An 11,975-nucleotide genomic window follows, 5' to 3' on the forward strand; every position below is an offset into this window, starting at 1 on the left:
TGGATTGTGCCAGCATGCCCGGGCTAGGCCACAACCGTTGATGTCAGCCGTTGAGGTCAACCGCCATGATGGGCACGTGGCGACAGTAGAGGGGTGGCCAGTTGGCGGACCTTCCAAGGGACGACTGGTCCCGGCCGAGACCGCCGCCGAGGGCAGCCCACCCAGCACGGATCCGTCGTGTGACCCGCTCCGCGGTGCCATATGCGCTTCGGTTCATGACCTATACACCCATGACTTAGACCTACTGGGAACCACTAAGCGGGTAGTGGTCGGGCGCTTGATGATCTACCTCAACAGGCACCTGACCGGCCTGTCACTGAACGGCTTAGTACTCGACCAGGACTATGAACGCGCCGGCCAAGCGACAAAGAGGCTGATCGGTGCAGGACTCAGGGCCGCCGCGGCCATCGAGTCGTAACGAGCACTTGTACTGTCAGGCGATGAAGTTCGTTCCACCTAATCCAGTTCAGTTCGATCAATTCCGAAAATTCCTGCTCCGAGACGCCCGGGAGACCTTCGGCCCAGATGCCGACGACGCTAGGGTCGTCGACCGATTTACATCGGTTTATCAGCAATATCCTCGGTACGGACGTCTGAGCGATCTCCACGGAAAGGCACTCCTTCTGGGCGACCGGTACTTCCGGCTTGCCGAACTCGCGAACCTGTTCCTGGCTGCGACCCAGTTCGGGCATGACCGGTTCGGCATCATGGGCGACGCCTCGGCCCATGACCTTGTGGCGCTTCAGGAAATCGAAATGTCCAAATCAGAGTTCGACGCCCTTCTCGACGCGTTGGCCGCTGCGGTGCACGAGATCGATCCGCAACTCGTGATCGAGTACGACTGGTGGGAGCACTTCTCTCGCGGTCCGACCGTGGCCGCCGTACCGCCCCGGGCGACCCGGTTCCGGCCCGCGGCCGCCGAAGTGGTCCTGGTGCGTGATCTCGCCGTCACGAAGGTCGCGCTGGTGCGGACGCCCGTCGGCTTCGCCCTCGATATCCAGGGTGACCGCACGCCTATCTCAGAAGCCGAGGCCGAAGTGTTCGTCAACACCACCGACAAGCGACTCCTCGACTGGGTGCTGGGACCTGAGGTCGATCGCACGGCGAACCTCGGCGACCTCGTCAGCACCGGCTTACGCACCGACCTCGAGTACGTGTTCATGGATCAGTCCACGTTCCGCAACGCTCTGCGAGCGCTAGAGGACGACGTGTTGATCCCGAGCCGCCTGTTCGACCTCTCCACAATGGCCCATTATTTGGTGTTTGCCGACGCGATCGCCGTCCCGAGTACGTGCACGGTCCCGGAGGCACTCCAGGGCATAGTGGTCAGAAGCGGCGTTGACGAGGCACGTCTCAGTCCCGCGATGGCTGCCTTGGCCCGTCCGCACGGGTTCGACCCGGCGGATGGTGGTGAAGTCGACGGGCTCAAGCAGATCGAGCTGTCCTGGGGCGCGTTTCTCGGAGTCGAAGTCGAGCTCGACTACCGTCACGTCGACTCCGCCACCGACAGCCCTGGGTCGTGGGAATACGTCCCCGGCGGCAGTGACTGGAGCCCCGGTCCGGCCGAACTGATTGTCGCGGGAACCGGCACGCGCCAGGTGTCAGCAGCCGCCAGCATCCACACACTGCGGTACATCCTCAACGAACGGCGCGCCGCATTGATGGGCGTCCCGTACGCGGCGTCCGCGCTGCGCTACCCAGTGCAGGCAGTGCAGTTGCGCAATGCGCTGCACTTCTGCACGGTCATCGATCAGCTGTTGCGCCCTGCCATCCCGACACCGCACGAGGGACTCGGCGCCCTGGTGCACCCCATGCGACTTCCGGACGCACTGGGTATCGCTTGCGCCGAAGCGCGCGACCGGTCCGACATCCTGACAGGAGTCCTCGACCTTCGAGCAGCAATGACAAGCTTCCGAGAGGCGCTACGAGAGAGCCGGGAGGTCGGGGAGACCGGCACGGACATCATCCGCAGGCTTCGACGGCCACTCGCCGGCATGGTGTTCGCCCGAACAGCCGACGCCGCGATAGCCCGGGTCAGTTCAGTTGCCACAGCCACAGGCGCAGACCTCGGGACCGCCCTGGTCGTCGCCAAGCTCGCCGAGCCGCTCAACCTCGCTGAACGAGCGGTCAAACTACTCGACCTGATCCGCCGCCCCCATATCCGCGTCCTTCAGCGCTTCGCGCAGCGTTCGGCCGACGGCGCGACAACCGATGACATCATGCGGCTATGGGACACACGATCGCCCCTGACCCGCAAGTGGTTCTCGACCGTCATCCAGCTATCTGACCTCAGCCCATTCGAGTCGGCAAAGCTCACCCGCTTCTAACGAGTGACCGGAACACCCATCAACCGCTCCCTCGGGCGGGATGTTGGGTACCACTCAGGGATCATTTGTTCGCCTGCGACCGGCCGCGACACTGCATCGGTCGCTGCTCCAGCTAACGTCCGGGCCGTATTCGCTGTTGGGCGGGGCGGATTGGGAAACGCCCGAGCCGCGGTCCCTGAGCTGCCGTTTTCTGGCTGATGCCGCTGCGCCAGCCCTCGGTTCAAAGTCCTGTGGTCTGCTGCACCGATAGGTGACATCTGAGATGGCTTGCCTTGTGGGCGGGCTGGAAGGATGTCGCTGTGCCCAAGCCCTACCCCCGGGAGTTCCGCGACGATGTCGTGCGGGTGGCCCGTGACCGCGAGCCGGGCGTGACGGTCCAGCAGATCGCGAAGGACTTCGGTGTGCACCCGATGACGTCGTTCAAGTGGCTGCGCCAGGCCGACGTCAACGCCGGCGCCGCGCCTGGGACCGCTGGCAGTGAGTCGGTCGAGCTGCGGGAAGCGCCCGGATTAGGTTGTTGGAGCAGGAGAACGAGGTCCTGCGGCGGGCCGAGGCGGTCCGGCGGGTTCTCCTCACCGACCCGTCAACGAGGTTCGCACAGCTGCATGCTCGACCTACTACGCGCGACGGCCGCATCCAGTGCCGCCCTCCGACCTCGTGACGGGACTGCTCGCCGACCCGGTTACCCGCGCCGGAGCCGTACGCCACGCGCTCCTGACCCCGGAACTGGCCGCACGGCTGGCCGATGACCCCGACTACCAGGTTCGCCGGCAGGTCGCCGAACACCCGCGGCTCCCCCCAGCGGTGCGGGATCTACTTGCCGGAGATCCCAGCGCGAACGTGCGCCTGGGAGTCTTCGGTCGCCGGGACACGCCCGAGCCGACGCGCCACCGCATCTATGAAGACATCCAGCAGGGCAGCGCCCACTGACCGACCTACTCAACGACGAACTCGACGACGACGCACTGCTGCAACAGGTCGAAGACCACATGGCCGTCAGCGAGCTGCGGAACCTGCGCCTCGACTGGGTCACCGCCAACCCGCTGCCGTACCTGTCCTCGCCGTACATCTGCTTCCGTCGCTCCGCGGCACGCAGCCGGGCGCTGCCGGCCGAAGCCGTCATCCGGTTACTCAACGACGACGACAATGGCGTACGTACGACCATGGCCACACACGCCCCACACCTGGTTGATCCAGTCACAGCCGAACGCATCGACCGTGAGTTCGGGCCGGACAAGAAGACGAACTGGCGGCCGGCCGACGAGTTCACTTTCCCGCCACAGACGCTGCGCCGGCTGGCCGCCGATCCGGATCCACGGATGCGATGCCTGGCACCCCGAGATCTGGACTTGCCCGTCGAGCTGACCGAACGTCTGGCCACCGACACCGAGAGCGTGGTTCGCCACGCAGTCGCCGGGCATCCGAAACTACCGGTCCACGTGCGTCGCGCCCTACTCGCGGATCCGAACGATCAGGTAGCGCACGCAGCCGCCGCGGCACCGGCACTGCCGGTATCCGAAATGGATCGGCTACTCACCCTCGCAGGCGTCTGACCGGACAGCTCGGCGGACCGAGGCGATTTGAACCCACGAGAACCTCTTGTCGAGCCTCGTTCAAGGCTTCTCATTGCTTGTCAAAACCCCTTGTTACCATCCGTAACCAAATCGAGCTTGTCGTTGATTGTCAAAAATAGGCGTTGAGCAGCAAAGACATGATCAGACAGCGGTCGCTTCTTGTCACTGATTGTCAACGGCAGACGGGGGTTTTCGGGGGGTAAACGGGGGGTCGGCCGACATGACAGCGCTGCGTCCCACCGCGCCCCACTCCCCCACCATCGGGGACGTGCCGTCACCAGGAAACAGCGTGCGCCGGCCCTCACGACTCGCCTACCGGGCAAGGGGTTCGTGTCGATGGATCGCCACGGACCGATACCCGAGGTGGGAAACGCCTTATTTGCGCCATCCCGCTCAGCTGAAGATCAGCCCACCTTGATGGGTCCCGAGCCAGGCGTTCGGGCCCGTCTTTGCGCATGAGCCCTCTCAGCCAGACGTGCCTCCACGACCCGGCGCGATGCGCGCTCATGCCGATGAGCGGACGCTCGGCTCCCTGACTGGTGGGCGAAGGTGACCCTGGCATCATCGGAGCGATGAGCGACTGGGAGCACTTCGTCCACGAGGTTCCGTGGTTCCTCCGTCCCGGCGAGAGTGCCGTCGTGGGTGAGGCGCAGCTGTGGACCCGGGGATCAGTCGACGGCTTGCCTGAACTCTCTGCGCTGCTCGCCTCAACGACTCTCACCCCCGTCTCCGTCGGAGGCGACGCCTACGAGTTACTGGCATGGGGATCATCGGACGATCGACGGGGATGGCTCTGCCGCCCGCCCCACGACGTGGATAGCGACTCCGTCGCCTGGACTCACAAGAACTTCTGGAGGCTCTGCGGCGGGATCGTCGAACGGTTCCGCGAGCCAGACACCTGGTGGAACAACCAGAACGAGGTGCTCACGGTTAACGCGACGCACGTCCGAGTCGCCGATGTGCTCAGGGACTACGCATGGCTATGGGAAGACGACGACCTCGAACTCTCCATCCACCCCGACGAGTACTACGCCGTCGCCGTGGAGGCCAACGGGAATCTGACGCTGGCGCATCGCGACGACGGCGGGCTCCTTCTCCTCGCACCAGACCACGCTCTCGTGAATGTCACGCCGTTGGCCGGCTCCCCGCCGTACTCGCTGCTCACGATCGATCATGTGCCCAGCCTCGCGGACTGGATAGAGGTATGTGCCTCGGCCTGGCGATAGCAGTTGGCCGACGAGCGTCCGCATCTGCCGCGAGTAGTGAAAGCCGATGGTGGCGGCGGAGCCATCCCAGCGCACTAGGTGTCGTATTCGCCGTTCCACGGCTCGTGGAACCCAAGTCCCTGCGGGTAGAGCTCGGCCCATGGCCTGCCATGGCCCTTGTCTGGGTCGTCGGTGGTCTCATCGATGAGGCCGAAGACGACGTTGTCGAAGTCGACGCGGAAGGGTCGGATGGCGATATTGCAGTTCGTGACCGCATCGAGGCCGGCCAGCCAGTCCGACAAGACCTGCTCGGCGGCCTCGACGGCTGCAGGGCTGTCGCCCCTGAAGCCGGTGAACCGGAGGTTCGAGCCAGTGTGGTGCCCGCTTTCGTCGAAGAGATGGAGCACCGCGTAGATCCGCTGCTGGTTCCACCAGTCGTGACGTGGCCTGACGCCTTCCTGGTAGGCGCCGGTAATGTCAGCGAAGAACTGTCCGCCCGCATGCCGTCCGATGCGGCCGGTACGGTAGTCGGGCTCGTACTTGATCGGGATGACATCCGGGAGTTGCACGGCGCGGATCATAGCCAGCGTCGCCCGGCATCCGCTCACGCCGCGTAGTGCGCGCTGGCGTGGTTGAGTCCATAACGCTGTTTGCGTGAGGCCCGATCAAATGCCCTGACCAGGCATGTCGCAAGGCCGAAGAATCAGCGAGCGCGTCCATTCCGACTGCCTCTCGACCATGAGCTTCACCTGGGTTCCCGAGTCTGGCGGCCGGCCCTCGTATTCGACCACCTCACGCCAGTCGCCGAACCGGACGCTGCACTCCCGGTTGCCGGGAAAGATGTACTCGACTCTCGCGTCGATACGGGCACCCACGGGCCAGCGGCGGGTGAGGTCCGCCCATTCCGGACCGGTACACCGCTGCGCGCGGCTGCCCCGATCGCGCATACCTGCATCGAGCGGAAACAGTCGCACCTCGTGCCCGCGGTGCTGAAGCACCTCGAAGAAGCCGCTACGCCCAACGGGCGGCCATAGCGAAGGCTGCCTGGGCAACTGCAGCACATCGACCCAGCCCGGAACCGGATCGCCGATGTCGACGGCCATGCCCGCCCGTCCCACACCAACCGGGTATCCGCTCACCCGTCCTCGGACTCGCGTCCCTCGTGGAAGCCGCCGCCGGACGGCACTCAATTCATCCTCAGCCATGGCCATACCATCATTGCGTGCCTCGGCCACCGCCGCGATCAAGAATCCAACGCGGCGCACGGATTTGCCGCGACGAGGGCGGAAGCCTTTCGTTGCAGGGGCTGCGGTGACCATCATGGTCTCTCATGAGGTTCGAGACGCTCGTCATCGTGGACGTGGTGGGCCGACCGGCAAACTACTCGTCGGCAGCCGAGCCTGCGTGGAGGGCCGCGGTCCGCGAGGCATTCACCAGGACTGGCCTGGGTCCGTGGGCGGAACGCTTCTCGGTTCTCGTCGAGTTTCGTACGCCTGAAGGGCGCAACGCCAACGAGGTGTGGGACCTCGACAACCTGATCAAGCCGACGCTAGATGCGATGGAGGGCGTCTTCGGGCGCCGAGAATGGGCCGGGCCAGCCCAAGCGGCAGACCACCGCGTCGATCATCTCGACGCGACCAAGCGCACCGTTCGGAGCGACGAAGTACCCGGTGCCCGGATCGAGGTTCGGCGCTTGGTTCAGTAACGCGAGGACGCGCACTCAAGTAGCCGCAGGCCGTGCATCATGATCGCAGCCGCGTGGCGAGTGGCGCCGCGCGTACGTGCCGACGAGCGGGCGCAAGGGGACCGGAGGTCTTCAAGCCGGATTGTCATTGCGGGACGTGTCGAAGACTGATGACGCTTGCCCGTAGATGCCGGTTGCAGTCACGGTGGCGTCGTCGATCGCGCTCGGGTCGATGCTCCAGCGACCGGCCATTGCCATCACATCGGACTCGGTTGTGGCGCCCGTGCACCATCAAGGCATGAGCGCGTTGATGGACCAACTGCCGGCTTTGCTCGGCGTCCTCGTCGGAACAGGCGGGACCATCCTCGCCACCTTGATCGCGGACCGCTCGCGGTGGCAGCGCCAGCAGGCGGCGCGGTGGGACGAGCGCCGGCTTCAGGCGTACGTCGAGTTCGCCAACGCAGTCAAGGAAGTGCACACGTACGCGCTCCGGATCGCCAACCTGAACGCGCTTCGTCACGGTGTCGATCGTGAACACGCCCTGGCCAGGATGGAAGAGGCCGATATCCGGCGCACAAAGACATGGGAGAGTGTCCTCCTCCTGGGCGACGCCGCATCGATCACTGCGGCCCGCGAGTGGCGCGCCGCAGTGACGGACATCGCCCGTTACGCCCGCGGCATGACTTCCGCTGGGTTCGAGCTGGCTGCTGGGCTCGGCCATGCCAACGAGACACGCGATCGCTTCTACCAGGCGGCCCGGGCGAGTCTCGGCATCCGGGGATCGGCCGTGCCCCAGTCGGACTGGCTGGCGGGAAAGTTGGACATCCGCACGCAGCAGGACGCCTGAGCGAGCGGTACGCGTCGGCTCTCGCCCTGGAGAGCCCGTCGGGATCGACTCTTCGTTGCGGCGGTCTCCTGCCTGATGGCAGAGCGAGCAGCACGGCGCAGCACACCAAGGTCACATACACGCTTCTACCAAATCGGCGCTCACCCCGTGCGCCGCCGGTGACGTCGTCGGCAGCCCCGGCGACTGGCACCTGCTGCCACCCGGGTTCGGCGAGGCCTTCACCCGTATGTCCGTACTCCGGCCGCTTCGCCGCACCGGCCGCGCGCTGTGCGAGTTCCTCAACGCCCCACACAACGCCGGGTACGACCACCGCCTCCACCCACTCACCGATCTGCCGGTGCCAGCAGAGATCCTCAACGACGAGACGTTCAGCGACCACCTTGAGGACCTCCGCCGGTCCCGCGCTGACCTCGCTCGGATCACTGCCGGCATCCTGCCCAATGTGTTCGAGGGGACCCGCGCAGACCTGGCCAAGACCCGGCGCGCGGTCAGCGTCTCGCTCGCCGAGGCGGCCCTCACCACGGAGCTGCTGCAACCGCTGGAGGATCCGTTCTGGCGCGCCGAGTACGCGTACCCGTTCCCCATCGCCGCCCTGGCTCGCCACTATCGGATCGCCACCTCACCCGCCCAGAGCAAGGAAGCGCTGCTCAAGTTGGGCGAGTCGGTCGCCCGTACGATCGGTGGTCTTGCTCTTGCCGTGCTGGTCGGCCGCAACGACAACCGGATGTCGGCCGAGCTGCGCCGCAAGTTCGAGCGCAGCGCCACCTGGGGCACCTGGAACTGGATGATCAAGGACTTGCGCGCGGCCGGTTCGGTGCCCGAGCTCCCCGAACTTGACAGCATCCTCGACGAGAACGGCACCCACACCCTGCTCACCCAGGCCCTCAAGCTCCGCAACGACTCGGGGCATTCCTTCAGCGTCCAGCCGGCGCACGAGTTGGAGGAGGAAATCGCCCAGATCGAGCCGGTCGTCCAGCTCATCCTCGAGTCCGCCAGCTGGCTCGCCCAACTTCAGTACGACCTGGTCGACCGCTGCGAGTACACCGGCACCGGCTTTCGCCTGATCGGCCGGCGGCTGCGCGGCAGCCACCCCGACTGGGAGCCATTCGATCGCCTGGTCTCCGGCCCGGTCACCCCGCACCGCGTCTACGTCAACGGCCCCTCCAACGCAGCGGCGATTGAACTGTGGCCGACCGCTAACGCCGAACTGTGCCCGAAGTGCCGCCAGTGGGAGTTCTTCGTCATCAATGAGGTCCACCGGTACACCGCCACCCTGCGCAGCGGCCGCGACCACGAGATCGACCGCCAGCTGACCTGAACAGCGGCAGTCTGGGGTCGCACGGATCCGGTGCGCGAGCAGCGATAGAACGCTCGGCTGCCGCCGTTCCTCGACGTCGGCCACCCCCTGGGCGAACGCCGCATCCTGGCACTCGGCGAATCCCGGCGTCCCGCCACCCTCCCACCGGACGAAGGCCGACGGCAGGCCCGGGGGCGGCTGTGTGCGGCCGGAACTGAACCTCCGTCAGTACACTCCGGCCCGAGATCCTTAACCCCTTACGACATCACCTCTATGCGCGCGTCTAGGACAAGCTGGGAGCGTTGGATGCAACCCGATGAGGCCCTCGTGCGTTCCTGGCTGCACTCTGCTGTTGAGGACGCCTACGGGGGTGAACGACAGCTATTTCAGGAGCGGGCCCACGAGCGGTCGGTCGTCTTCCACATCGCCCGGCGCCTGGCCACCCGCGTCGAGGCATGGGCGTGTGATGCGAACTCGGCGGGGTGGTCGGTGGACGTCGAGTACGACAGATGGCATCCCGGGGATGTCGAGTGGTTGAAGAAGCGGCTCCGCGGACTCGATGGGCATGACGAGAATGACGTCTATCCCGACCTGATCCTTCACCGCCGATCGGGCTCATCGGCTGAACACAACCTGCTTGTGGTCGAGGTCAAAAAGGAGGGTGCGCGCGGTCGCGAACATGACTTGGAGAAACTACGCGGTTTTGTGGCACACCCATTCTCCTACCGGCTGGCCGCATTTATCACGCTGTCCGCGGACGGTGGAGAGCCGCTGTGGCACTGGATAGCGGATTGATCAGGCGAGTCGATGGAGTACGGGCCGCGTCTACCCAACTTCCGCGCTGGCCAATCAGACCGGGGCGGTACCGCCTGCGATGAACATGCGAGACTCCTGGAGCGCAACGGATTCGGGGAGGGGCGGCTGGTGGTTGATGACGCTCCGACGCCGGTCCATCTGTCGAAGGTGCTGGACGGCCTTGCCGAGAACCCGGCGCTGCCGGCCGGCTTGGTCCGCCGGTTGGTGCGCTACCGACGCGGCTTCGGTCACGTCGCCACACGGCCCGACCTGACCCTGGACCTGATCGAGGAGATCCTCGCCTCGGATCATCACTGGCTGCTGCACTCGCTCGCACTCAATCCTCAATTGCCGAACGCCGTCCGGATGCGATTGGCCGCCCACGCCGACCACGCCGTCCGGGCTGCCCTGGCCGCTCACGCCCATGACGCACCCCGCGAGCTGTACGAGCGACTCATTGATGATCCGGACACACGGGTGCGGGAGTACCTCGCCGAACACGACGACGTACCGGCCGATCTGCTCGCCCGCCTCGCCAGGGACCCTGACCCGAAGGTCCGTGCCACGCTCGCACGGTGGTGGACGCAGGCACCCGAGGCGGTCCGGCGGGTCCTCCTCACCGACCCCGTCAACGAGGTTCGCACAGCTGCATGCTCGACCTACTACGCGCGACGGCCGCATCCAGTGCCGCCCTCCGACCTCGTGACGGGACTGCTCGCCGACCCGGTTACCCGCGCCGGAGCCGTACGCCACGCGCTCCTGACCCCGGAACTGGTCTTCAAGGCCATCGAGTAACGCTCCGGGCCGGTCGGCGGTCCATCGAAGTTCGAGGTTAGCGAAAGGCTGAACCTACGCCGCTCATAGCCCTCGCTGGTCTTAAGTAGGTCACGATCTTGGCCACGCACACCTCGAAGCTCAACGCCCAGCAATGGGCTACGCCTTGGCAGAGGCCGACGGTTCCGCCTGGCGTTTTGCCTACCAAGCAGGCCAGGGGAGAATGGTGGCCGTCAGGGCAATGCGCCACGAGGAGGCTGAGTGAGCGGCATCCAACAGGGCGGTAACCGTCAGCCTCAACTACGCCCTGCGCGCGATGGCCATGGCCCAGATTGAACGACCGACCTTGGCCAGGACTACTACCAGCGCAAAGCCCCGTGGACGCGCGCCTACTCGTCCCTAGCGTCGCTGGCAGGGAGCCAGCGGTTCAGGGCGAGAAAGGCCGACCGCTGCATCTCGAGGTCGAATCGATGTGGCCCGGGATAGAACTCGGCGACGTAGGCCGAAGGCACTCCCGAGTCAGCGTACGTGACAGTTAGAAGGTCGTTCGCCGCGCGCATGCCGGCAACCGGGAAAAGGTGGTCGTCCAGCAGGTACTGGACTAGGAGGCGTGCCGGAGCTCTGCCACCCACCATCCGGGGCCAGTCGTTCGCCAGGGACGCGCCGGGAAGGCAGATTAGCCAGGAGTGGCGGCTGATGTGTTCATCGAAAAGAGCCTCTAAGGTGCTCATCATGCCGACGACCACAGCCGCCCGAATCTCCTCGCAACGGCCGAGAAGGAGGCCGGCACGAAATCCACCAGCGGAGAGCCCTATGCAACCGATTCCATCGGACTTCACGTCTGGCCGGGAGGCAAGGTAGAGGGCGGCCAGGCGGTCCTCTCGGGCGACCAACTCAGAAATGCTAATGCCGAGGAGCATGCAATACTTGGCCACCTGTTCCTCATGGGATCTGGCCGCCCGATCGTAAGTTGCGGCGTCGGTGGGAGCGGCTGCCTCCGCACGATACCCAACATTTGCGACAGACATGGCATCGAATTTTCGGCTGCCCCACATGAATACGTCCGGAACCAGAACCGCGAAGCCCTCACGGGCTAGTTCATTGGCGAACGGAACGCCTCCATAGAACCGCTCTCGGAAAGCGGATATGCTCGCGGGAGCCGCGTCCGGACCGTCCGCGATCTTTTCTTTCCCGTAATACTTGATATCGCCGTGATCGTGCAAGGCCAATACGCCGGGAAGCTCAGTCGCAGCGTGATCCGGGCGAAGCAACCAGGCGAGAGTCCGAGGGCCGAAGCCGACATCCCAGGAAATTTCTTCCCCCCGTATGCCATCGCGCACCCAGGTCCGTTCAACCCGTGGGTCGATCGGTTCGGATCTGGCCCCGTTGGTGCCGAGCAAATGCGGCACACGTTCCACAAGATCACTATAGCTGCCGAGCGTACGGTAAAAGGCGCACACGTTCTACTGTAG

13 protein-coding genes are annotated in these 11,975 nt (G+C 65.4%); 10 read left to right on the forward strand and 3 right to left on the reverse strand.

The features are described 5' to 3' along the window. Positions 1-440 precede the first annotated feature (440 nt). The 5 genes from FHU34_RS21780 (at position 441) to FHU34_RS21795 (ending at position 5,127) form a co-directional block, all read left to right on the forward strand. Positions 441-2,327: a hypothetical protein gene (locus tag FHU34_RS21780; protein WP_145783448.1), complete on the forward strand. Its 1,887-nt coding sequence runs from the start codon at positions 441-443 to the stop codon at positions 2,325-2,327. Between the two features lie 299 nt (positions 2,328-2,626). Further along, a complete protein-coding gene (locus tag FHU34_RS33845; RefSeq protein ID WP_280116494.1) occupies positions 2,627-3,076 on the forward strand; it encodes a transposase in 450 nt (149 codons plus the stop codon). Next, the gene (locus FHU34_RS33850) at positions 2,985-3,257 is read left to right on the forward strand and encodes a hypothetical protein (protein ID WP_244311784.1); all 273 of its coding nucleotides are present in this window, start codon (positions 2,985-2,987) and stop codon (positions 3,255-3,257) included. The genes FHU34_RS33845 and FHU34_RS33850 overlap by 92 nt, the downstream gene beginning before the upstream one ends. A 59-nt stretch (positions 3,258-3,316) precedes the next feature. Next, positions 3,317-3,880, forward strand: a complete 564-nt coding sequence (locus FHU34_RS33855; protein ID WP_244311785.1) for a hypothetical protein — start codon at positions 3,317-3,319, stop codon at positions 3,878-3,880. A gap of 593 nt (positions 3,881-4,473) precedes the next feature. Continuing rightward, positions 4,474-5,127, forward strand: a complete 654-nt coding sequence (locus FHU34_RS21795; RefSeq protein ID WP_244311786.1) for a hypothetical protein — start codon at positions 4,474-4,476, stop codon at positions 5,125-5,127. Between the two features lie 74 nt (positions 5,128-5,201). Here the strand turns inward: FHU34_RS21795 and FHU34_RS21800 are convergent, their stop codons facing one another. After that, positions 5,202-5,675: a hypothetical protein gene (locus FHU34_RS21800; RefSeq protein ID WP_145783450.1), complete on the reverse strand. Its 474-nt coding sequence runs from the start codon at positions 5,673-5,675 to the stop codon at positions 5,202-5,204. Positions 5,676-5,771: 96 nt separating this feature from the next. Further along, positions 5,772-6,209, reverse strand: coding sequence for a hypothetical protein (locus FHU34_RS21805; protein ID WP_145783452.1), 438 nt, complete (start codon positions 6,207-6,209; stop codon positions 5,772-5,774). Between the two features lie 227 nt (positions 6,210-6,436). Here FHU34_RS21805 and FHU34_RS21810 point away from each other — a divergent pair, with 227 nt between their 5' ends. The 5 genes from FHU34_RS21810 to FHU34_RS21830 all read left to right on the forward strand — a co-directional run bounded on the left by FHU34_RS21810 (position 6,437) and on the right by FHU34_RS21830 (position 10,524). Then, positions 6,437-6,811: a RusA family crossover junction endodeoxyribonuclease gene (locus FHU34_RS21810; protein ID WP_145783454.1), complete on the forward strand. Its 375-nt coding sequence runs from the start codon at positions 6,437-6,439 to the stop codon at positions 6,809-6,811. Between the two features lie 277 nt (positions 6,812-7,088). Continuing rightward, positions 7,089-7,637 carry a hypothetical protein gene (locus FHU34_RS21815; protein ID WP_145783459.1) on the forward strand — a complete coding sequence of 183 codons (549 nt, stop codon included), beginning with the start codon at positions 7,089-7,091 and terminating at the stop codon, positions 7,635-7,637. 226 nt (positions 7,638-7,863) lie between these two features. Then, complete coding sequence (locus FHU34_RS21820) at positions 7,864-8,955, forward strand: type III PLP-dependent enzyme domain-containing protein (protein ID WP_145783465.1); 1,092 nt, start codon at positions 7,864-7,866, stop codon at positions 8,953-8,955. A gap of 285 nt (positions 8,956-9,240) precedes the next feature. Next, on the forward strand, positions 9,241-9,729 hold the full coding sequence (locus tag FHU34_RS21825; protein ID WP_145783471.1) for a hypothetical protein: 489 nt from the start codon (positions 9,241-9,243) through the stop codon (positions 9,727-9,729). A 129-nt stretch (positions 9,730-9,858) separates the two neighbouring features. Then, the gene (locus FHU34_RS21830) at positions 9,859-10,524 is read left to right on the forward strand and encodes a hypothetical protein (RefSeq protein ID WP_244311787.1); all 666 of its coding nucleotides are present in this window, start codon (positions 9,859-9,861) and stop codon (positions 10,522-10,524) included. Between the two features lie 368 nt (positions 10,525-10,892). On the opposite strand, the gene FHU34_RS21835 is transcribed toward FHU34_RS21830, so the two are convergent. Then, positions 10,893-11,921: a dienelactone hydrolase family protein gene (locus tag FHU34_RS21835; protein WP_167524875.1), complete on the reverse strand. Its 1,029-nt coding sequence runs from the start codon at positions 11,919-11,921 to the stop codon at positions 10,893-10,895. Positions 11,922-11,975: the final 54 nt, after the last annotated feature.

This window comes from Micromonospora taraxaci, from assembly GCF_007830095.1.
Classification (GTDB): domain Bacteria; phylum Actinomycetota; class Actinomycetes; order Mycobacteriales; family Micromonosporaceae; genus Micromonospora; species Micromonospora taraxaci.

Excerpts from the sequence above, each read along its gene's own strand:
- FHU34_RS21795 (WP_244311786.1), top strand. The coding sequence starts at position 4,474 with ATGAGCGACTGGGAGCACTTCGTCCACGAGGTTCCGTGGTTCCTCCGT.
- FHU34_RS21810 (WP_145783454.1), top strand. The coding sequence starts at position 6,437 with ATGAGGTTCGAGACGCTCGTCATCGTGGACGTGGTGGGCCGACCGGCA.
- FHU34_RS21805 (WP_145783452.1), bottom strand. The coding sequence starts at position 6,209 with ATGGCCGTCGACATCGGCGATCCGGTTCCGGGCTGGGTCGATGTGCTG.
- FHU34_RS21820 (WP_145783465.1), top strand. The coding sequence starts at position 7,864 with ATGTCCGTACTCCGGCCGCTTCGCCGCACCGGCCGCGCGCTGTGCGAG.
- FHU34_RS21780 (WP_145783448.1), top strand. The coding sequence starts at position 441 with ATGAAGTTCGTTCCACCTAATCCAGTTCAGTTCGATCAATTCCGAAAA.
- FHU34_RS21815 (WP_145783459.1), top strand. The coding sequence starts at position 7,089 with ATGAGCGCGTTGATGGACCAACTGCCGGCTTTGCTCGGCGTCCTCGTC.
- FHU34_RS33855 (WP_244311785.1), top strand. The coding sequence starts at position 3,317 with ATGGCCGTCAGCGAGCTGCGGAACCTGCGCCTCGACTGGGTCACCGCC.
- FHU34_RS21825 (WP_145783471.1), top strand. The coding sequence starts at position 9,241 with ATGCAACCCGATGAGGCCCTCGTGCGTTCCTGGCTGCACTCTGCTGTT.